Here is a 22,157-nt window from a genome sequence, read left to right as displayed (position 1 = left end):
TTAAAAGATCAAATGAGGTCTTTTACTTTTGTACTTAATATTCCTATTCAATGTAGCAAAATTTATTTACAAATCCTAGAAAAATATAAGATTTTAGTAAACTATCTTTTAGCATATTGGTAAAATATATAATAGGTATTTAGCTAAAGAATACAAATTAAATATTCTGAAAGCTATGCCAGTGCTATATTTGAAGGATATTAATAGTTGATTTTTACTTAATAAGAGTTTTTTACCAGTATCCCGTTAACCGAATATAATTTTACTTATATGAGTCTATCTACATATCTAACTTTTAGCTCATAATTATCACAACTGATCCCTATTTAATGTTATGACACATCTAATAATTCAATCCAGTGCTTAACGGGGATTGTAGATCGGCTTTCTAAGTGAAGCTGGCAACCAATATTTGCAGTGACGATCTGATCAGGATTGCCCACGGTAAGGTCGGTCAATTTATTAGACAGCAGTTTCTGACTCAATTCAGGTTGCAGGATAGAGTAAGTACCCGCTGAACCGCAGCATAAGTGTCCGTTTTGTGTACGAGAAAGCTCAATACCTGCTTGTTGTAAAATCTGCTCGACATGACCGCCTAACTGTTGGGCATGTTGTAAAGAGCAGGGGCAATGAACCGCTGTCTTATGTTCTGATTTTTTTAATCCTAACTTGCTTAAATCCTCTTTGATCAATATCTCACTTAGATCGCAAGTTAATTCACTGACCCGCTTGGCTTTCGCTGCATAAACAGTATCGTGACTTAGTTTTTCACCATACTCTTTAACCATAGAGCCACATCCTGAAGCATTAATGACAATGGCCTCAATGCCTGATTCAATATCTGGCCACCAGGCGTCGATATTTCGCCGCATAAAGCCCAGTCCTTCTTCGTGAGCTGTCATGTGATAGCTGACAGCACCACAGCATCCCGCTTTAGGAGCGGAAAACAAGCTAATGCCAAGTTTATCCAATACGCGAGTGGCTGCAATGTTGGTATTAGGGGTCGCTGAAGGTTGCGCGCAGCCCTCTAATACCAGCATACGGCGTAAGTGTGACTGTGGCTGCGGCGCAGGCATAGAAAGCTTAACTTGCTTGACAGGAACTTTAGCTTTTAAGTCGCGTGGTAAAAACGTGCGAAACAGCTGCCCTAGTCGTAGCAGAAATCCAAATCGATTTGAGTAAGGAAGTATCTGTCTAAGTAGCCAGCGCGTTAGTTTTTGATCAGCAGGCCTTGCTACTTCAGTCTCCATAATATCGCGGCCAATTTCAGCTAAACGACCATATTTTACGCCAGAAGGGCAAGTGGTCTCGCAGCTACGACAAGTCAGACAACGGTCTAAATGTAGTTGTGTTTTTTCACTAATTGAGCCAGTTTCAAGCATTTGCTTTATCAAATAAATACGACCGCGAGGCCCATCACGTTCATCACCTAATTCTTGATAAGTGGGGCATGTAGCATTACAAAATCCGCAGTGAACACAGCTACGCAAAATAGCATCTGCTTCTTGGATATCTTGATGATCTAAATATTTAACATTGATTTTGGTTCGCATCATGCGCTCCTTTTTATTAGGCTTACTTACATCCAGCTATACAAGCGACCAGGATTAAAAACTTCATTGGCATCAAAAGCAAGCTTAAGTCTTTTGTGAAGCTGGCGTAGCGCTGTTGGCTGAGTATGAAACACTTCCTGCGCTCTATTGCCACCACGGTAACAGCTCACTTGACCGCCCATACGCTCAGCAATGCTTTCAAGCTCTACTGTAGAAAAGTCGCCACGGAGCCAACGCTGAGCACCGCCCCAGTCGATAAGCCAGTTTTCATTGGGCAGACTATGGTCGGCATTGCTATTGACTGAGAATCGCCACAAGGGTTCTGAACCCAAAAAGTAATCCAATTGCTGTTCACGCAGATTTAGCCAAAAGTCATTGTTGTCTGCTAAGACCTCTGCTTCTTGTAAGATCTTCCCTTGCCATTGATCAACGGCACTGTCGACAGCGCTTTGTGCGCCTGTTACTCGTAGATAAAGATGATTATCAAGCCAGCAAGCACCTGTTAATGGCTTGGATTGAGCAGAGAGACGATTCATGGTTTCAATAGCTTGAGCAGCAGGCATTGGTTGCTTGATAGTCGCAGTAGCAGCAGGTCTAGGCATAACTTTGAGACTGACTTCAGTGATAATACCTAACGTGCCCATAGCACCCGCTTGCATCCTTGAGACATCATAACCTGCGACGTTTTTCATGACTTGACCGCCAAAGCGTAGCTCCTCTGCATGCCCATTGATCAAACGCACGCCCAGCACATGATCTCTGATTGAACCACTCCAAGGTCGCGCAGGTCCTGATAAATGACAGGCTAATGTACCGCCTAAGGTGGCTTGGTTGTCAAACAATGGCGGCTCAAACGCTAAACATTGATTATGCTCTGCTAGTGCTTTGTGAATATCAATTAATGGTGTTCCAGCTCGAGCCGTAAGCACCAATTCGACGGGCTCATAGCTGGTAATACCACGATGTTCGCTCAGATTGATAGGCTCGCCCGTAGGAGTGCGACCCATAAAAGCTTTACTACCACCGCCGATAATTTGTAGCTTAGTGCCGTCTTTATTAGCTTGCTTTACTCGCTCAATTAGCATCTGACTGATGTCTGTCATGCCAGATCTCCTTTTAACTGGTTTTCCGATTCAAATTTTATATCATCAAGACTTCGGTACTCCTGACAGCGTTTGAGTATCGGAATGCCTTTACCTGGGTTTAGGGTGCCAATAGGATCAAAAGCGTGTTTGATGGCATGAAACTGTGTCAGCTCTTGATCGTTGAATTGAACAGCCATTTGACGAATCTTTTCGACACCGACACCATGCTCGCCTGTGATACAACCGCCGACTGCTACGCAAAGCTCTAAAATTTTACTACCGAATTCTTCGGTCTTTTCAAGCTCGCCTGGTACATTGGCATCAAATAAAATAAGCGGATGTAGATTGCCGTCACCAGCATGGAATACGTTCGCAACTTTTAGACCATAGTGTTCAGAGAGTTTTTGCATTTCGGTCAAGACATAAGCCAGTTGACCTCGTGGAATAGTGCCATCCATACAGTAATAATCGGGGGAGATGCGACCTACCGCTGGAAACGCCGACTTGCGACCTTTCCACAATAGCGCGCGTTCTGCTTCGCTTTGCGAGACGCGCGTAGAAGTTGCCCCAAGCTCAATAAACAGCTGCTCGACCTCTGCAATCTGCTCTTGAACCTCAGCTTCGCTACCATCTAGTTCACAGAGCAACACGGCTTGGGCATCTATTGGATAGCCAGCATGAGCAAACGCTTCGGCTGCGATAATGGCAGGGCTATCCATCATCTCAAGCCCTGCGGGTATGATGCCTTTGGCAATGACAGCACCAACGGCATCCCCTGCTGCTTGAACATCGCTAAAGGCTGCCATAATAACTTGTGCCTTTTCAGGACTCGGCAGTAGCTTAACAGTGACCTCAGTAATGACGCCAAGTAGACCTTCAGAGCCCGTAATGAGAGCCATTAGATCAAACCCGTTACTGTCAAGTCCTTCACTACCGATGCTGATCAGATCGCCCTCAACCGTCACCATTTCAACTTTGAGTAAATTGTGAGTGGTTAAACCATATTTTAGACAATGAACACCACCTGAGTTTTCAGCGACGTTACCACCGATTGAGCAGGCAATTTGTGAGGAGGGATCGGGACCGTAATAAAGACCATAAAAGCTCGCGGCTTCACTGATGGCAAGGTTACGAACGCCAGGTTGCAGACGAGCACTACGAGCAAGCGGATCGATATTAAGAATGTGCTTAAACCTTGACATGACCAGTAACACACCATCAGGATTAGGCATTGCCCCTGCACAAAGGCCTGTGCCTGCGCCGCGCGCCACTACTGGAATCTGATAGCGATAGCAAATCTGCATCACTTTACAAACTTGTTCAACAGTTTCGGGTATGGCTACGATAAGGGGCATATCACAATATACTGATAAGCCATCACACTCAAAAGGCTTTTGGGTTTCTTGATCATCAATGACATATTCAGATTCAATAAATTCACGGAACATCTGAACTAGCGTTGCTCTATCTATTTTTGAGTTGTGCTCCAATTTAGCTCTCCTTTTTTCTCACTGAACTGATGTTAGTCATTTTGTTAACAAGATACCAGTCATTATGTTAACAAATAGGTAAATGATAGGATATAACAAAGATCAAAGATTTAGCAACAATCATGTATATCAATAATCAATAAAATGAAATGTAACCTTTTGTGTGAGCAAGAAGTTAGGCTTAATATTTATCTTAAGTAAGACAGAATGATTTAAACAAAAGAGAAAAAAATCGAAAAATTATAATAGTTGCTGCAAATCCAATACTGAAAAAGGATAATCTAAACGCTGAGTTTGAGTTAACAGTACAGGAATATTAGTGGCAAATAGCATCATCAAATCTTCATCGAACTCAATAATATCAATGGTCTGATAAGAGAGAGGCTGCACTGCTTGCAAGCGCGCCATTAGCTGTGTGGCGATATCACACAAATGACAGCCAGAGGTACCCAATAACCACCACTGCTCATGATGCTGAGCTAAGTTAGGTATAGCAGCAATAATGTCAGCTCGCAGGACTCGAATATTATTAGCAAGGTCAAGGTTTTTCATAGTAGTGACTTATATTAAAAGTAGTTTTACTGTATAAAAAATCAGCTTTATATCATAAACAAATCAGGTAAATAATAACAGCAGCCGTGACAGCGATAGCGAGATTGGGTAATATATCCTACTACTTAGCACCATTCATCAATCGGACACCTGATACATGACAAGTTTTGGCGGATTCATCAAACGGCTATTATGGGCAGTCCTTATACTGATAGTGGCTTTTCATGTGTTAGTAGCAGGACTACTATTATTATGGAAGTCTCAACCTATCAATAATAGTATGTTTATGCTCACTCATAGGCTGACCGGTGGCGATGTCACCCAGACTTGGGTTGAGTACGATCAGATTGCCAAGTCAGCCAAACAAGCCGCTATCGTCAGTGAAGACTCAACCTTTAGTCAGCATGGTGGTTTTGATTTTGATGGTATAAAAGCGGCGCAAAAAAAGAATGAAGCAACGGGTAAGATGTCAGCTGGCGGCTCAACGATTACTCAACAGTTGGCTAAGAATCTATTTTTAACCTCGCATCGCTCTTATGTGCGTAAAGGTGAAGAGGCCGTTATCACTCTTATGATAGAAACGTTTTGGGATAAGCCACGTATCTTGACCGCTTATCTTAACGTGGCTGAATTTGGCAATGGCATTTATGGTGTTGAAGCCGCTGCCCAGCACTATTTTGACAAATCAGCCAATGATCTCAACCGTGATGAGTCAGCGCTGCTTATTGCCTCTTTAACTAATCCAAAATATTATCAAGATAATCGTAATGACAAGCGCTTGCGTAACAAGCAACGCATTATTAAAAAACGCCTAAAAAATGCCGCTTTGCCATAAGTGGCTTGGCCGGCTAATTGGTTAATGGTAGCGTTTAGGAATACAGCTAGAAATACAATAATTACCTCAATCAACTGACTCAACAGACCCTAATAAAGAGGAGCTTAGGTCATGACCCAAAGTAATGATGCTGATAAAACAATAAAAACGAATCCAAGTGTTGACGATACATCAGTTGCTCACGCAAAATTAGCGACTAGCGCAAGTAAAAACCCAGCCGCCCCTGAAACCAAACTTATAAAGAGTACACCCGTGTCAACAGCAACTAAATCCTCGAATACCACAAAAAATAATATCACCCAAATTAACTGGCATCGCTTCGATGATGGCAGTTATTCATCAAGCAGTTATATCAATCGTGACTTATCTCTTTTACAGTTTCACATGCGGGTCTTATCCCAAGCCGCTAGTCCGTTACATCCGCTGCTTGAGCGCTTGTTTTTCTTAATAATTTTCTCATCTAATTTGGATGAGTTTTTTGAGATTCGTGTCGCAGGCTTGATGCAAAAGCTTAATCTGGGTGATGCGCCTCATAGTCCCCATGGTATGCGCCCAAGCGAGACTTTGAACGAAATCTCAACGATTGCGCACCAAGCGATTGAAGAACAGTATCGTATCTTGAACGAAGATATACTGCCAGCATTGGCTAAGCAAGATATCCGCTACCTAAAGCGCGATGAGCTAAATGCCAAGCAGTCTGCTTGGATGAAGCGTTATTTTATCGAGCAAGTCTCACCCGTGCTGACACCGATCAGTATTGATCCTGCGCACCCTTTTCCTCGTCTAGTCAATAAAAGCTTAAACTTTATCGCAAGTTTAGAGGGCAAAGATGCCTTTGGTCGCGATATTAATTTGGCAATCGTGCCAGCCCCGCGTAGCTTGCCCCGCGTCATTCGCCTGCCAGATGAGTTGACGGGCGGTAAAGAGCATCATGTTATGCTCTCAGCGGTGATCCATGAGCATATCGGTGATCTATTCCCTGGGATGAATGTTACGGGCTGTCATCAGTTCAGACTGACTCGTAATGCTGATCTTGACTTAGCGGATGATGTGGATGATATCGCCAAGGCGCTTGAGGGTGAGCTTGAAAACCGTCGCTTTGGTGATAAAGTTCGACTTGAGGTGACAACGGACTGTCCAACGCCTATCAGTGATTATCTGCTGAATCAGTTTGAGCTGCATGACAATCAGCTTTACCGCGTCAATGGTCCTGTCAACTTAACGCGACTGCTTTTTGACTTCAATATTCCAAACTTACGCTATCAGCCTTTTACTCAAATACTGCCCAAGCCCTTTCGCCGTGAGTTTGATAAATTAGATCGCAGCACTAGTATGTTTGGTGCGATGCGTAAAGGCGATGTCCTAGTTCATCATCCTTTTTATTCATTCTCGCCTGTGGTCAATCTGCTTTGGCAAGCTGCCAATGATCCCAAAGTATTAGCCATCAAGCAGACTTTGTATCGCTCTGGTACCAACTCTGAAATTGTACAAGCGCTGGCCGCAGCCGCGCGTAACGGTAAAGAGGTGACCGCAGTTATTGAGCTGCGAGCCCGTTTTGATGAGGCTTCAAATATTGCAGTAGCCAACTTTTTGCAAGAAGCAGGGGCAGTAGTGGTTTATGGCATCGTTGGCTATAAGACTCACGCTAAGCTGATTCTTATCGTCCGTCGTGAAGATGACAAGATTCGCCGTTATGTGCATTTAGGCACAGGTAACTATCATGCAGCCAATGCCAAAGTCTATACTGATTATGGATTATTTACCGCTGACCCTAATATCTCAGAGGATGTGCATAATATATTTCAAGAGCTGACGGGTATGGGTAAGCCTGCTAACTTGAAACAGTTGCTTCATGCCCCTTTTACCTTGCATGATCAGCTTATTCAGTTTATCGATGACGAAATCACTTATGCCAAAGCGGGCAAGCGGGCACATATTATTATCAAAGCCAATGCCTTGACAGAGCGTCGTCTGATCGACAAGCTCTACGATGCCTCACAAGCTGGGGTAAAGATTGAACTAATATTGCGCTCTATGTGTTGTTTGCGTCCGCAAGTAGCAGGCCTGTCTGAGAATATTACGGTACGCTCTATCGTTGGTCGCTTTTTGGAGCATACGCGAGTTTATTATTTCCATAATAATGGTAATGAGCGTATGTACTGTGCTAGTGCCGACTGGATGGATCGCAATCTATTTCACCGAGTAGAGGTCGCCTTTCCTATAAAAGATAAAAAAATATTTAAGCAAATTTTTGAAGATGGGCTGCAAAACTATCTACAAGACAATGTGCAAGCATGGACCTTGGATAGCGCAGGGAATTGGCAGCAGTTGCAACCAAAAGCCGATGAAACGCCTCACATCGCTCAAGACTATTTACTTAAAACTATTAACAGAGTAGGTGAGTCCTAGTACCTCGTTTACAAGCCAATACTTAAAAAGTAGCATAAGATTAGATAGATAACAGCCAGCTAAGCATAGATATATTCTGTGCTTAGTTTTTTTTGTCAAAAATAACCCGTTACAAACGTTGGTTTTAGCTCACATATATACACACATTGAAACCGCAGCACACTAGTATGCTTATCTTGCAATTATCTATACTTAGTGAAACAGCGATGATTGACATCGACCTAAATTATGTCCCTCAACTATGTGTAGGAGACCTTATGAGTAGCTCAAACAATAACCAAGACGTCAAATCAGAGATCAATGAAGCTATCAAAAAAGTAGATGCTAAACAGATCGATAAAAACTTACAGCAGGATAAAGCAGCGAACAAACCAGAAGACTTGACTGATGCAGAAAAGACTCCTTTTATAGATGAGCAACAACGTACTGATAAGTAGGCTTACTACTTATAAATAATGACAAATATAAACCGATATGATTATGAGAGGGATGACCCATGACAGTTAATTCTAATATAACCAGTAGTAGTGAAAAAGTTATTGTAGATAACGAGCAGCCTAATGATGAAGCGGTAGTACCAGTAAATAATCCTATTCCCAATACGCCAGAAAACCCAAAAGACAGCTATGAAGGTCGTAAGCACGATCCTGAAATTGACGGTCCTCAGCAGGCTTCCCAAGAGACTGACGAAGTATATGCTGACCCTCGTAAAAGTGAGGATTTACCAGCAGGTGGCAAAAACGTCGCTGATCTTAACGCTCATGATTTGAGCCAAGATGGTAATAAAATATAAAAAGAGCGTTATGTTCTTAACTGTTTTAACTGCTCGTCCACTAAATATTTGTAGCTTATTAAGGATAATAAAATGGAAACCAAAGATCCTGCATTAACCAAAACGCCAATCAGTAGTCATGACACCATAGCAGAGATTATTACTGATACTACCTCTGAACATCATGACCATACTCACAAATCTGCTGCTCATGCGGAAGAAGAAAGAAAGGGCACGCAAACGTTGCAAGAGACAGTAATAGGCTCAAGTTTGATTGATGATTTTAAAAACTTAGATGATCCTATTGATGCTAGTATGGCTAATAGAAGCACTCAAAGACAGATAGCTGGTGAGAGCGTTGTTCATGAAGATCCATTAGAGAAGACAGTTGTAGATGAAGAGCTGGCCCAGCGAGATGTCATTAATCATAACGAGGCGGTCAAGAAGCCTATGCCTGCTTATAATCATGATGAACTAGAATCTGAAACCTCTGTTACCAACTATACAGATACTTTTGAAGATGAAGTGCTAGATACCAAGCATGTTAATGATGGCGACAACCCAGCACGTCAGCCTGATCGTCGCGATCAACAAGGCAGTACAGCGTTTGATGAAGGCATTAATGATGAGACAGTCGGTAGCGAAGCACCTAAAAGCGAAGGTATCAATAATATGAATCGCTACGCCAGTGTCGATAATGCGCAAACCCGTATTTTGAATCCTGATCAAAAAGATTAATATGTACTTGCTATCAGTAGCAACGGCTCTAAGATTATGACTAACAAATTTTTGTAAGGATAAGCTATGACTACCCCTGATGACCAAGATAAAGAGTTAAATACGACAGATGAGAGCTATAAGTTAAGGGATGCTAATGATAACAAAGGTATTGTCCCAGATGATGCCCTACAGAAAGTCAACCCAGCAGCGGCCGAACGTGTTACCGAAGATCATGATCCGCATAATATTGCTAAGCATAATAAGCAGTATGATACCGACGCGACCCGTGACAAATAACGCAGCGTAAGTAACGAATTGCAATTGGTTTGTGATTGATACAAAGAAGCAATGAGTAGAGCTTTTATCGGTTTTTACTCATTGCTTTTTTTATGCCGTCAAAGACTAAAGTTGACGCGTTTTAAGCTGGCGTGCCACTATGGAAACGTAACTCATCATCACGACTCGATATCAGCTCACTTTCTACTTCTTTAAATAAGATCACACGCTCATCGATATTGTCTTCAGATAAAGACTGAGCTAGTGCCAGATAGTCCTTGAAATGACGACTCTCAGACTTTAATAAATACCGGTAATATTTTTCTAAGCGCGCGTCATCTATGACCTCAGCTAAGGCAGCAAAACGCTCACAAGAGCGAGCCTCAATAAATGCCCCTATTATTAATACATCTACCATTGCCGCAGGCTCAAAGGTGCGTTTATGTTTGAGCATACCTTTGGCATAGCGTCCCGCACTCAAATACTGCCACTCCTGCCCGCGATCCGCCATAATCCCTAGCACTTGCTCATAGTGCAGCATCTCTTCACGCACCAATTGCGCAAGCTTGCACTGTAAGTCATAGGCAAACTCGTAGCGAAACATAAGGTTCATTGCGGTACCTGCTGCCTTTTTTTCACAATTTGCATGATCTTGAATGATCAGTGGTAAGTTAGCTAGGGCTTGCTCTACCCAAGACTGGCTAGTACGGCACCCCAAAAACGCATAAATATCAGACAGATCTACTTTTAGCGGTGTGCGCAGTTGAGTAATGTCAACGCTATCGTCAAAAGATTTATCAGGAGCTTTATTTATAGATATTTTATCGACAGACGTTTTATCGATGGATGTCTTAGCAATGGACTGTAATTGCAGATCATCAGTTAACATTTTTGCGGCTGTAACGTGGTTCTGAGTCATAATTTGGCCAAGCTTTATTAACAAGGTAAAGGTGATTTATATTAATTATATCAGCCTTGACTAAGGTCTGTTAGTTTTTCAAAGTATAAGTGAAGTGCAGATAACAGCAAACCGTAATGATTACTTACAGTTTATCTAGACGCCCAAGTCACTTGCTCATTGATCTGCTACTATAGAATCAAAGGTATACGCACTCTCAATTATAAAATTTATAAAACTTCACTATTTATCTAGTGAATACCTATTTATTGTTTATTTCTTTATTTGATAGTAGGATGCATTTTGCTTTTGTGCAATATTGTCTTACTATTGATAATCGTTTGATTACTACTTAATTATTGTTACCAATAATTGCTCTTGATAATGGTAAGTTTGTACCGTTAGCGCTATAAATTACTATTAATACTTCTCATGTATAGATAAGGACACCACTATGAGCCAGACTTCTCAAAACAATCGTATCCAAAAGGGTATTCTTGCAATCGATCAACAACTGTATGACTTTATCGAAAACGAGGTACTTCCAAAAGTTGGTATGGATTCAGAAAGCTATTGGTCAGGTTTTGAGAAGATCGTCAAGGAGTTCACCCCACGTAACAAAGCATTATTAGCGACGCGTGACGAGATGCAGGAGCAGATTGATCAATGGCATCTGGACAACCCTACTGAAAACGGCAAAATTGATTTTGAGGCGTACAAGCAGTTTTTGCAAGATATTGGTTATTTGCTACCTGAGGGCGAGGCTTTCCAAGTCTCAACTGAAAACGTCGATGACGAAATTGCACATATTGCAGGTCCGCAGTTAGTCGTACCTGTCCGCAACGCTCGCTACGCCTTAAATGCAACCAATGCGCGTTGGGGAAGTCTGTACGATGCACTGTATGGTACTAATGTGATTGGCAGTGAAAACGGTCAAGAAGCTAAAGGCGGTTACAATCCGACTCGCGGTTCAGCAGTAGTCGCTTACGCTAAGCAGTTTTTAGACGAGCACTTCGCGTTAGCGTCAGGCTCATACAACGACGTTACAGGCTTTAAAGTAGTAGAAGGTAAGCTTGAGGTTATCCAAGGTGATAATCACATTGAATTAGCAGATCCTAGTAAATTTGCAGGTTACGTTGGTGAAGCGAGTCAGCCAACTGGCATATTGCTGAAAAATAATAACTTGCATGCCGAGATTCAAATAGATAGTAATAGCCCAATTGGCAAAGACGATGCTGCTGGTATCAAAGACGTCCTACTCGAATCAGCCATTACTGCCATTCAAGATTGCGAAGACTCTATCGCAGCAGTCGACGCCGAGGAGAAAGTTGAAGTTTATCGCAACTGGTTTGGTCTTATGAATGGTGACTTGCAAGAAACCTTTGAAAAAGGTGGCAAGACTCGTACGCGTAAGCAAAACCCAGATCGTACTTATACTGCTCCAGATGGTAGTGAGTTGATTCTTCCTGGTCGTTCACTATTACTCATCCGTAATGTCGGTCATTTGATGCAGAATCCAGCTATCTTAGTCGACTTGGGTAATGGCTCTGAGGAGATATTTGAAGGCATGATGGATGCTCTAGTAACGCCGTTATTGAGCCTCAATGACCTCAAAGGTAAGAGTGCGCTATCAAATTCACGTAAAGGCTCTATGTATATCGTCAAGCCAAAAATGCATGGTCCTGATGAAGTCAAAATGGCTAATGATTTGTTCAATGCATCAGAGGACTTATTAGGTCTTGAGCGCAATACTATCAAAATTGGCATTATGGATGAAGAACGTCGCATGACGGTCAACCTAAAAGAAGCCATTCGCCAAGCTAAAGATCGCGTCATTTTCATTAATACAGGCTTTTTGGACCGTACTGGTGATGAGATGCACACGAGCATGAATGCAGGGGCATTTGTTCGTAAAGGAGATATGAAGTCACAAGCATGGCAACCCGCTTATGAGCAGTGGAACGTCGATGTTGGTTTAGAAGTCGGTCTACAAGGTCGAGCTCAAATTGGTAAAGGTATGTGGGCAAAACCAGATGAAATGCAGGAAATGATGGATACTAAAGCTGCGCATCCTCAAGCTGGTGCTAGTACTGCTTGGGTACCCTCACCAACAGGGGCAACGCTACACGCCATGCACTACCATCAAGTGAACGTAAAAGATGTCCAAGACAAGCTCAAGTCTCGTAGTCGCGCCAATGTCGATGATATTTTGACGATTCCCTTGACGACAGACGGTAACTGGAGCGATGAAGAGAAGCAACAAGAGGTTGAGAACAATGCACAAGGTATCTTAGGGTATGTTGTGCGTTGGGTCAATCAAGGCGTTGGTTGTTCAAAAGTGCCAGATATCAATGATGTTGGCTTAATGGAGGATCGCGCCACTTTGCGTATCTCAAGTCAGCATATAGCCAACTGGCTGCATCATAATATTGTCAGCGAAGAGCAGGTTATGGAAGTCATGAAGCGTATGGCAAAAGTTGTCGATGGTCAAAATGCTGATGATCCTGAATATCAGCCTATGGCACCAGATTTTGAGAGCTCTATCGCTTTCAAAGCGGCTTGCGACTTAGTATTCAAAGGTCGTACACAGCCAAGCGGCTATACCGAGCCACTGCTACACCATGCTCGTCGTGAGCTCAAAGGTAGTCTATAAACAGGACAACCTATGAATTAGGTCATCTATTTATGGCAAAAATCTATAAATAATGCTAATAACTAGTTTGTATTACTAAATTAGTTGTTTAGATAAACTGCATCTCTATCTTTTTAATAAGGTAGAGATGTTTTTGTGGATAGCGATTTTTGTTGATAGTAATACTAGCAGTGACTCTAAGCTATTTATGATAATAAATACCAAAAAATATATTGCAAATTATGTCAAAGTTGTTATGCTTGTAGCTGAAGTATGAGTTTGGTAACGGATGTTACGCGATACAATGATTAATACCAAATTTTACATATTGATTACATTGACTTAAATGTTTCTGATTCAGTTTATGTAAAGGTTAGTTTTTTCATCTTACCGTAATAAACCTCTGCCATACTTGTTTCTGACTAATCTCGGTAGCCAGTTACACATTATATCTTTGAGGATTTGTGACGATACCATTGTGAGTAACAGCTAATAATAGCGCGCTCATTACTAAAATTGTGAAGTGGAGATATACCCATGAAAAAACTACTTTTAGCTACAGCCATTGCTGCTCTATCTGTATCTGCAGCTAATGCCGCACCGACTATTTATGGTAAAGCATTCGTTGGTATGGACTATGTTAATGTAGACAATGAGATCGGACTTGTTGATACAGATGAAGACTCAGTACAAATTAACTCATATTCTTCACGTCTTGGTTTTAAAGGTGCTGAAGCATTGAGCGCTAATACTGATGTTATCTATCAGTATGAAGTAGGTATCAGCGTTGATGGTGAGACAAGTGGTTTTTCTAGCCGTGATACTTACCTAGGTCTAAATAACGACAAATACGGTGAATTCCGTTTTGGTCGTAACACCTCAGTTCTTGACTATGTCAACAACGTTATCACCTCTGGTAGTGGTTACTGGGATAACTTAGGTTCAAACCGTCTTGAGTCAGAAGAGACTGGCGTTAATATGACTGATAGCGGTCGCCGTAATAACTCAGTAGTTTGGAAAGCGCCTAAGTACAATGGCCTACCATTAGATGTCGCGCTTATGTATAAAGCTGATGAGTCACTAAATGGTGCTACTAACAGCGATGCAGGTTTTGCAGCAGCAGCGATGTTTGACGCTGGTACTGGTATCACTTTCGGTCTTGCTTATGATAACGATGTTAACTTAGACGGTGATCTTATCCGTGGTACGGCTACTGTCGATATGAGCAAGTTCATTGCTTATCCTGTGACTGTAGGCGCACTATACCAAGTCGCTGACTTTGATAGTGGTGCTGCAGCTAGAGGCGACGAAAAAGAAAAAGGTATGGTTCTTAGCGCGAAGATGGGTCTAAACAACTTTGCTAAGCCAGCTGCTGTATATGTTCAATACAACAATACCTCTGATGTACTAGGTGTTGATGGCTTTGATTCTGACCAGATCGTTGTTGGTGGTGAGTATCAGTTCAGAAGCAACATGATTGCTCATGCCTATGTTGGTCAAAACTCAGCCGAATTGGGTGCTGAAGATTATGATCTATTCGCAGCAGGTGGTGGTCTAGAATATAAATTCTAATTTAGATTTTAGAATTTAAGATTCAAAATAAAAAACTCACCTCTCAAGGTGAGTTTTTTTGTATAAGTCTTATATAATAATTCAATATCTAGTACTAAATTTAGATGCTAACTTTTGCAATTGTATGATGTGCTTATGCTAAGCAATAACAAATGTTAGTGTCTTTATCACAAAACTATACTAGGGAGACTATCTATGAAAAAATTATTTTTGGCCTCAGCCATTGCAGCAGCATCTATAGCTACTGTGCAAGCAGCACCAACAATATATGGCAAAGCTTTCGTTACTGTTGATTATGTCGATATTGATTTAGATTATGATAATAATGTCGCTAATAGTCGTGCAGACTCTAGCAGCGACTCTGTTCAGATCAACTCAACAACGTCACGTATCGGCTTTAGAGGATCTGAAGCAGTAACGATCAATACTGATGTGATCTATCAGTTAGAGTACGGCATCGCTGTTGATGGTAATGAAAGTAATGAGCCAGCTTTTACAAGTCGAGACACCTATCTAGGTCTACTCAATAAAAAGTATGGTGAGTTTCGTTTTGGCCGTAACTATTCCGTTACTGACTATGTCAATAATGTCAGCGTCAATGAAGGCTACTGGGATAATATCGGTGCCAGCGGCGTCAATGAAGATGATTCGATCACCAATGCTTTGACCCTTACAGATGGTGATCGTATTAATAATTCGATTGTCTGGATTGCTCCCAAATATGAGAGCTTGCCATTAGAGCTAGCCCTGCAATACGGCGCTGATGAGAGCTTTGATAATGATAAGAGTAGCGGGTTTGGCGCCTCAATGTTGTTTGATGCAGACTTAGGCGTGACGGTAGGTATCGCTTATGATCAAGACATGAGTATTGATGGTGATATATTGCGTGGTAGCGGAACTGTCAATCTTGATGCTTATACTAGCTATCCTGTTACTTTGGGCGTTTTATACCAACAGGCTGACTACCAAGGTCTTGATAAAGAAAAAGGATTAGCAGTAAGTGCGCAGATGAATTTGGATAATTTCAATCATCCAACCGTTGCTTACGTGCAGTATGACACTACTAAAAATATTGGCGGTATGACAGATTTTGATTCAGATCAGCTGGTAGTAGGTGCTAAATACGCTTACAAAGACAATATCATTGCTCATGGTTACGCAGGCTATAACTCAGCTGACCTTAATGGTACTGATGCTGATGTCATGGCTATCGGTGGCGGGTTAGAATACTTGTTTTAGTATTATGCTCATCAAAGGTTAAGTCAAAAACTCATCCTTCGAGGTGAGTTTTTGACTTATTGATTTATAATGAGTCTACAGCTAAGCTGGGCATAGCTTATTGACAAGTTTATTACCGTTATCAGTGACTAAACCTGAACTATTTAGCCCAGTTTGAGTTTTGCTCTATATTTTATGGCGTATTTTTAGTAAAATCCTTCTTTACCAATTACTGACAGAGTGCTATGACCAAGTTTATATTTGTGACCGGTGGGGTAGTGTCCTCGCTAGGAAAAGGTATTACCGCAGCCTCCTTAGCTGCCATATTAGAAGCGCGTGGCGTCAATGTCACAATGACCAAAATGGATCCGTATATTAACGTCGATCCAGGCACCATGAGTCCTTTTCAGCATGGTGAAGTGTTTGTGACGGCCGATGGTGCTGAGACCGATTTGGACTTGGGTTATTACGAGCGTTTTTTACGTCACTCTAAGATGAGTAAAAGCAATAACTTTACCAGTGGCCGTATTTATCAAAACGTCTTGAACAAAGAGCGTCGTGGTGAGTATTTAGGCGGTACCGTACAAGTTATCCCACATATTACGGATGAGATTAAAAGCAAAATTTTAGCCAGTGGTGAGGGCTATGATGTGGCCATTATCGAGATTGGTGGTACGGTTGGTGATATCGAATCTTTACCCTTTATGGAGGCGGTGCGTCAGATGCAAGTGGAGCTTGGTCGCAATAAAGCCATGCTGATGCATTTGACACTGGTTCCTTACATCGCCAGTGCTGGCGAGACTAAAACTAAGCCGACTCAGCATTCTGTCAAAGAGCTGCGCTCTATTGGCTTGCAACCTGATATCTTAATCTGTCGCTCTGAGCATAAAATCTCATTAGATAACCGTCGTAAGATTTCACTATTTACTAATGTCGAAGAGCGCGCAGTCATCATGTGTGAGGATGCCAAGAGCATTTATCAAATTCCACGCACTCTCTACGAGCAAGACTTAGACGATTTGATTTGTGAGCGCTTTGGTCTTGATTTGCCAGAGGCGGATTTGAGCGATTGGGATAAAGTCGTTGATGCTCAGCTTAACCCTGAATCGACGGTTACGGTCGCTATGGTCGGTAAGTACGTTGAGTTGCCTGACGCTTATAAGTCTATCAACGAAGCATTATTGCATGCGGGTATCACTCATAAAGCGGATGTCACTATCGATTATATCGATGCTGAGCATTTAGAGGATGATGACAGCTTGTTAGCGCGATTGCAGCAAGCCGATGCGATCTTAGTACCAGGCGGCTTTGGTGAGCGCGGTACGCTAGGTAAGATTAAAGCGATTACTTATGCTCGCGAGAATAATGTTCCGTATCTAGGTATCTGCCTAGGGATGCAATTGGCTGTTATTGAATATGCGCGTAATGTGCTTAACATCAATGCCAACTCCTCTGAGTTTGATCGTAAGACCGCTGAGCCTATTATTGGCCTGATTACTGAGTGGTTAGATGAGCGCGGCGAGTTGCAGATACGTTCTGATGATTCAGACCTTGGTGGTACGATGCGTCTTGGCGCTCAGCAAGCAGAATTAGTGGCTGGTAGTAAGCTGAGCCAGATCTACGGCGCAACCAACATCACTGAGCGTCATCGCCATCGTTATGAGATGAATAATCGTTATATCGAGCCATTAGAGCAAGCGGGTATGACTATCTCTGGTTATTCTGCCAAGCAGCATTTGGTCGAGTCGGTTGAGATCGCCGAGCATCCTTGGTTTATCGGGGTGCAGTTCCACCCAGAATTCACTAGCTCACCACGTGGTGGTCATCCGTTATTTAACAGCTTTGTAAAAGCGGCTAAAAATTATAGCGCTGCTAAGTAAGGCTTAAGCAACAGATTTAGAGTTCAGCAAAGCTAAGTAATAATAAAAAGACTGATCTACGGATCGGTCTTTTTTACGTTATGGTTTATCGTAAAGTTACGTCTACCCCCTTTTTTTAATCATGCTATCCGTTACAATAGCTATAGGCATTGAATAAGCTACAATGACTAATAACTAATAATCACTAATAACAATAAACAGGATCACTTTTATGGATAATTTATTAACCGCACAATCACATATTCAGCTTAGTACTCCTAGTGGCGATAGTGCTATCACTATTGGTAACGATCAGCCCTTTGTGTTATTTGGCGGGATGAACGTTCTGGAGTCTAAGGAGCTGGCTTTTGAGATTGCTGAACAGTATATCGATATTTGTGAGCGCCTACAGATCGACTATGTGTTCAAAGCCAGTTTTGATAAAGCCAATCGTTCAAGCCTGACCTCATTTCGTGGCCCTGGGTTGGATAAAGGCATTGATTGGCTGGGTCAAATCAAAGAAAAATACGGCGTGCCAATTATTACCGATGTCCATGAGCCCTATCAAGCACAGCCTGTTGCTGAAGTTGCTGATATCATTCAACTGCCTGCGTTCTTATCCCGTCAGACAGATTTGGTAGAGGCGATGGCCAAAACAGGCGCAATTATTAACATCAAAAAAGCACAGTTTTTAGCGCCGCACGAGATGCGCCATATTATGAATAAGTGCCTTGAAGCAGGCAATGATAAGCTTATCTTGTGCGAGCGCGGAAGTAGCTTTGGTTATAATAATCTAGTGGTCGATATGCTCGGCTTTGATACCATGAAGCAGATGGATGTACCTGTATTCTTTGATGTGACGCATAGTCTGCAGCAGCCAGGTGGCCGTAGCGATAGCGCTGGAGGTCGTCGTGAGCAGATTACCACCCTTGCGCGCGCTGGTATGGCAACGGGTCTTGCAGGGCTGTTTTTAGAGGCGCATCCGAGTCCTGAGACTGCAAAGTGTGATGGCCCTTGCGCACTACGTATGAGCCAGTTAGAGCCGTTTTTACAGCAATTAAAGCAACTTGATGAGCTAGTAAAAGGCTTTGAGGTTTTAGATACGCAATAATTTAAATAGCTAAGAACTTATATACTTGCTAACTTAGAGATTTATCAGGTAACCATAAAAGGATAGGATCATGGCGATTAAAGTGGCTCAAGTTAGTATCGAAAATATCGATGATGCTGAAGGTTTAGATAGCGTGATGGTCGCTCTCAAAAATATTACTGGCGTTAAAGCGATTGATCTTGACGCTGCTACTAATATCGCGCTAATTCGCTATGACGATACCGATACGAGTATCCACGCTTTTACCGCCGCGATTAGCATGGTGGATTATGTTACCCAGCCGTTTCCTATCGATGCGCCACAAAACCCACGCTATGATTAATGCATATAATCATTAGGGCGCGTTATACATTCACAGAGACAATATCTGATAAAACGAACCTCTTAAAAAACGAGAAAACTTAGACTTTTAACTATTGACTAAACCAATGATCATAAGGAGCCCACAATGGCCAATCAAACACAAATTATTAATATTGAAGGCATGACCTGTGGTGGCTGTGTTGCCAGTGTACATACCGCGACAGCTGATATCGATGGATTAGATAATATCAGTATTGAGCTTGCAAATAATCAAGCGACCGTCACTTTTGATGACAGTAAAACCAGCGCTGAAAAAATTGCTGCCGCTATTGATGAGGCAGGCTTTGATGCTAGCGTTGCTAATACTTAATATAAATTGTTGATTTGTCAAATCAATAAGATAAAACCAGCTGTCATGGCTGGTTTTTTAGCAGATAAATTTTAGTAAATACTTGTCTCTTGAATTAATGTCAATGACAGCCATCTAAGATATATATTAATATATTCTTTTATATAATAAATAACGAGTTTCACCTATGACTACTTCTAATCGTGCAACCGATCATTCTTATGATGTTGAAACTGGTATTGAGCAGCAGGATCAGCTGTCGCCGCAGCGCGCGCATCTGCAACTGGCAATTGATGGTATGTCATGTCAAGCCTGTGCCTCGCGAATAGAGAAAGTGTTGAATAAAAAGCCCTCTATCTATGAAGTGAGCGTCAACTTTGCAGGTGAGACTGCCAATGTTGATTATGATCCAAATCAGGCCAGTCCAGAGCAAATCAAGGAGTGGGTCGATAAGACTGGCTTTGTCGCTAATTTGCAGGCAGGGGATAGTCTATTTGCTCAAACGGATGAAGATACAGCAACTAAGTGGCCTTGGCGCTTGATTGGACTTTGGATCTGTCTGCTACCGTTTTTAGTCGGTATGGCAGGCATGCTAACGGGTTTTGGCATGGCATGGATGCCACCAGTTTGGATACAGTTCGTACTCGCGACTATTGTACAGTTTGGTCTAGCACTACCGTTTTATAGTAGTGCGTGGGCGTCTATCAAAGGTGGCCTTGCTAATATGGACGTATTGGTGGTCATGGGTACCGTGACCATTTGGGCTTATTCGACTTATATCTGGCTCACTCATGGTGATAGTAGTGCAGACGCTATGATGCAAGGCATGGCTAACCATGGCCCTGAGGTTTATTTTGAAGCAGGGGTTATGGTCATAGCCTTTGTGCGTACGGGTAAGTATCTAGAAGAGCGCACCAAAAAGCATAGCCTGAACAGTATCGATTTATTATTATCGTTGACCCCAGATGAAGTCGAGCAGCAGCAACCTAACGGTGAGTTTATTAACGTTGCGCTACAACAGGTACAGATAGACGATATTTTGCGTGCCAAGCAAGGCAGTCGGGTCGCAACCGATGGTATAGTTATCGAGGGTAGTGGCTGGTCTGATGAGAGTCACTTAACAGGTGAGTCCGTACCACTCAAAAAAGTAGCGGGTGATACTTTATTGGCAGGAGCTCTGGTGGAAAACGGTAGTCTATTATATCGCGTCGCTGCTAAGGGTAGTGATACCAAGCTTGGTGATATGGTACAAGCGCTGAGCGATGCTCAAGGCTCAAAAGCCAAGCTGGCGCGTTTGGCTGATAAAGTCACTGCTATTTTTGTACCTGTGGTCGTCGCTATTGCACTATTAACCTTCAGCATCACTTGGTGGTTGACTGGCATGGTCGATACCGCTTTGATGCACGCAGTTTCAGTATTAGTTATTGCCTGTCCTTGCGCCTTAGGTCTGGCTACACCAGCGGCAATTATGGCGGGTATGGGCGTGGCGGCGCGTCACGGGGTTTGGTTTAAAGACGCGCAAAGTCTGGAGGCGGCAGGCGATATCGATACGGTAGTACTAGACAAGACAGGAACGCTAACCATCGGTAAACCGACTATCGTAGATCAAGTCATGGTCGATAAATCTCTAGCCGCTAATGACGTACTACAAATCGCCGCCAGTGTTGAGGCACATGCTAGCCATCCGTTAGCTACGGCACTAATTAATGCCGCTCATGAGCACGGATTGCCTTTACTGAATGTCACTGATATCAGTGTGATCAAAGGCGCAGGCATTCAAGCTACTATTGAAGGCCTTGGCGTGGTAAAAGTCGGTACCGCTGAATTTGCCAATTTAAATTTACCTAAAATGATGCCAAAAGTATGGCAAATTGCTAGCACGGTAGCAGTCAGTATCAATGATGAGCCGTTGGGTGCATTTGCTCTAGCGGACGATCTAAAAAGCGATACTCCGCAGGCGATCAGTGCTCTACAAGCAGCAGGTACTACTGTAATCTTAATGAGTGGCGATAAGCAGTCGGTCGTTGATCATGTTGCGGCTCAATTAAACATCGAAGCCGCTTATGGCAGAATGAGTCCCCGAGATAAAGCCAGTGCCATCGCCAAGCTGCAGACTGCAGGACACAAAGTGGCGATGGCAGGAGATGGGGTTAATGACGCACCAGCTATGGCAACCGCTGATGCCAGCTTTGCGATGTTTGAAGGAACGGATGTAGCACAGCACAGTGCCTCAGCACGTCTGATGGGTGAGTCGCTGATGCATATCGATGCGGCTCAAAAAATTGCGCAAGCCACGGTACGCAATATCAAACAAAACTTGTTCTTCGCCTTTATTTATAACTGTTTGGGCATACCATTAGCAGCCTTTGGCTTTTTAAACCCGATGATAGCCGCCGCTGCTATGGCGCTGAGCTCTATTTCTGTATTGATGAACGCCCTGCGTCTAACGCGATTTAAAACAGATGTAGAATTAAATAATACGGTATCTGATCCTGTAATAGAAAAGTAAGGCTTAGCAAAAGT

At 42.6% G+C, this 22,157-nt stretch carries 19 protein-coding genes; 14 read left to right on the top strand and 5 right to left on the bottom strand.

The window, feature by feature from the left end; genetic code table 11:
- Nucleotides 1–332: 332 nt before the first annotated feature.
- From glcF to ACR63T_RS09775, 4 genes are all read right to left on the bottom strand, one after another.
- Nucleotides 333–1,556 (bottom strand): glycolate oxidase subunit GlcF, encoded by a 1,224-nt coding sequence (glcF, locus tag ACR63T_RS09790; RefSeq protein ID WP_472783857.1) that lies wholly within the window; start codon nucleotides 1,554–1,556, stop codon nucleotides 333–335.
- Nucleotides 1,557–1,579: 23 nt separating this feature from the next.
- Entirely contained in the window at nucleotides 1,580–2,656 is a 1,077-nt protein-coding gene (gene glcE / locus ACR63T_RS09785; RefSeq protein WP_472783856.1) for a glycolate oxidase subunit GlcE, read from the bottom strand.
- Nucleotides 2,653–4,128, bottom strand: a complete 1,476-nt coding sequence (locus ACR63T_RS09780) for an FAD-linked oxidase C-terminal domain-containing protein (protein WP_318281933.1) — start codon at nucleotides 4,126–4,128, stop codon at nucleotides 2,653–2,655. The genes glcE and ACR63T_RS09780 overlap by 4 nt, the downstream gene beginning before the upstream one ends.
- Nucleotides 4,129–4,368: 240 nt before the next feature.
- On the bottom strand, nucleotides 4,369–4,680 hold the full coding sequence (locus ACR63T_RS09775) for a glutaredoxin family protein (RefSeq protein WP_201569785.1): 312 nt from the start codon (nucleotides 4,678–4,680) through the stop codon (nucleotides 4,369–4,371).
- 157 nt (nucleotides 4,681–4,837) lie between these two features.
- On the opposite strand from ACR63T_RS09775, the gene mtgA reads away from it, so the two are divergent.
- From mtgA to ACR63T_RS09745, 6 genes are all read left to right on the top strand, one after another.
- Nucleotides 4,838–5,515 carry a monofunctional biosynthetic peptidoglycan transglycosylase gene (gene mtgA, locus ACR63T_RS09770; protein ID WP_201569784.1) on the top strand — a complete coding sequence of 226 codons (678 nt, stop codon included), beginning with the start codon at nucleotides 4,838–4,840 and terminating at the stop codon, nucleotides 5,513–5,515.
- A 111-nt stretch (nucleotides 5,516–5,626) separates the two neighbouring features.
- Nucleotides 5,627–7,924 carry a polyphosphate kinase 1 gene (gene ppk1, locus ACR63T_RS09765; protein WP_472783855.1) on the top strand — a complete coding sequence of 766 codons (2,298 nt, stop codon included), beginning with the start codon at nucleotides 5,627–5,629 and terminating at the stop codon, nucleotides 7,922–7,924.
- Between the two features lie 257 nt (nucleotides 7,925–8,181).
- Nucleotides 8,182–8,361, top strand: coding sequence for a hypothetical protein (locus ACR63T_RS09760; protein WP_201569782.1), 180 nt, complete (start codon nucleotides 8,182–8,184; stop codon nucleotides 8,359–8,361).
- Between the two features lie 59 nt (nucleotides 8,362–8,420).
- A complete protein-coding gene (locus tag ACR63T_RS09755; RefSeq protein ID WP_201569781.1) occupies nucleotides 8,421–8,717 on the top strand; it encodes a hypothetical protein in 297 nt (98 codons plus the stop codon).
- Between the two features lie 72 nt (nucleotides 8,718–8,789).
- Nucleotides 8,790–9,434, top strand: a complete 645-nt coding sequence (locus ACR63T_RS09750; protein ID WP_227680240.1) for a hypothetical protein — start codon at nucleotides 8,790–8,792, stop codon at nucleotides 9,432–9,434.
- Between the two features lie 66 nt (nucleotides 9,435–9,500).
- Nucleotides 9,501–9,713 (top strand): hypothetical protein, encoded by a 213-nt coding sequence (locus ACR63T_RS09745; RefSeq protein ID WP_305898635.1) that lies wholly within the window; start codon nucleotides 9,501–9,503, stop codon nucleotides 9,711–9,713.
- Between the two features lie 121 nt (nucleotides 9,714–9,834).
- Here ACR63T_RS09745 and ACR63T_RS09740 read toward each other — a convergent pair whose 3' ends face one another.
- Entirely contained in the window at nucleotides 9,835–10,611 is a 777-nt protein-coding gene (locus ACR63T_RS09740) for a MiaE family protein (protein WP_472783854.1), read from the bottom strand.
- A 433-nt stretch (nucleotides 10,612–11,044) separates the two neighbouring features.
- Here ACR63T_RS09740 and ACR63T_RS09735 point away from each other — a divergent pair, with 433 nt between their 5' ends.
- From ACR63T_RS09735 to ACR63T_RS09700, 8 genes are all read left to right on the top strand, one after another.
- Entirely contained in the window at nucleotides 11,045–13,243 is a 2,199-nt protein-coding gene (locus ACR63T_RS09735; protein WP_305898633.1) for a malate synthase G, read from the top strand.
- Nucleotides 13,244–13,759: 516 nt separating this feature from the next.
- Complete coding sequence (locus tag ACR63T_RS09730; protein WP_472783853.1) at nucleotides 13,760–14,794, top strand: porin; 1,035 nt, start codon at nucleotides 13,760–13,762, stop codon at nucleotides 14,792–14,794.
- A 195-nt stretch (nucleotides 14,795–14,989) separates the two neighbouring features.
- Nucleotides 14,990–16,033, top strand: coding sequence for a porin (locus ACR63T_RS09725; RefSeq protein WP_472783852.1), 1,044 nt, complete (start codon nucleotides 14,990–14,992; stop codon nucleotides 16,031–16,033).
- Nucleotides 16,034–16,257: 224 nt separating this feature from the next.
- On the top strand, nucleotides 16,258–17,892 hold the full coding sequence (locus ACR63T_RS09720; RefSeq protein WP_305898630.1) for a CTP synthase: 1,635 nt from the start codon (nucleotides 16,258–16,260) through the stop codon (nucleotides 17,890–17,892).
- A 211-nt stretch (nucleotides 17,893–18,103) separates the two neighbouring features.
- A complete protein-coding gene (gene kdsA, locus ACR63T_RS09715; RefSeq protein WP_201569774.1) occupies nucleotides 18,104–18,982 on the top strand; it encodes a 3-deoxy-8-phosphooctulonate synthase in 879 nt (292 codons plus the stop codon).
- A gap of 70 nt (nucleotides 18,983–19,052) precedes the next feature.
- Nucleotides 19,053–19,304, top strand: a complete 252-nt coding sequence (locus ACR63T_RS09710) for a hypothetical protein (protein WP_201569773.1) — start codon at nucleotides 19,053–19,055, stop codon at nucleotides 19,302–19,304.
- A 126-nt stretch (nucleotides 19,305–19,430) separates the two neighbouring features.
- Nucleotides 19,431–19,655: a heavy-metal-associated domain-containing protein gene (locus tag ACR63T_RS09705; RefSeq protein WP_201569772.1), complete on the top strand. Its 225-nt coding sequence runs from the start codon at nucleotides 19,431–19,433 to the stop codon at nucleotides 19,653–19,655.
- 166 nt (nucleotides 19,656–19,821) lie between these two features.
- The gene (locus ACR63T_RS09700; protein WP_472783851.1) at nucleotides 19,822–22,143 is read left to right on the top strand and encodes a heavy metal translocating P-type ATPase; all 2,322 of its coding nucleotides are present in this window, start codon (nucleotides 19,822–19,824) and stop codon (nucleotides 22,141–22,143) included.
- Nucleotides 22,144–22,157: the final 14 nt, after the last annotated feature.

Source organism: Psychrobacter sp. M17(2026) (genome assembly GCF_055699815.1).
This window is presented reverse-complemented; position numbering and strand designations above follow the sequence as displayed.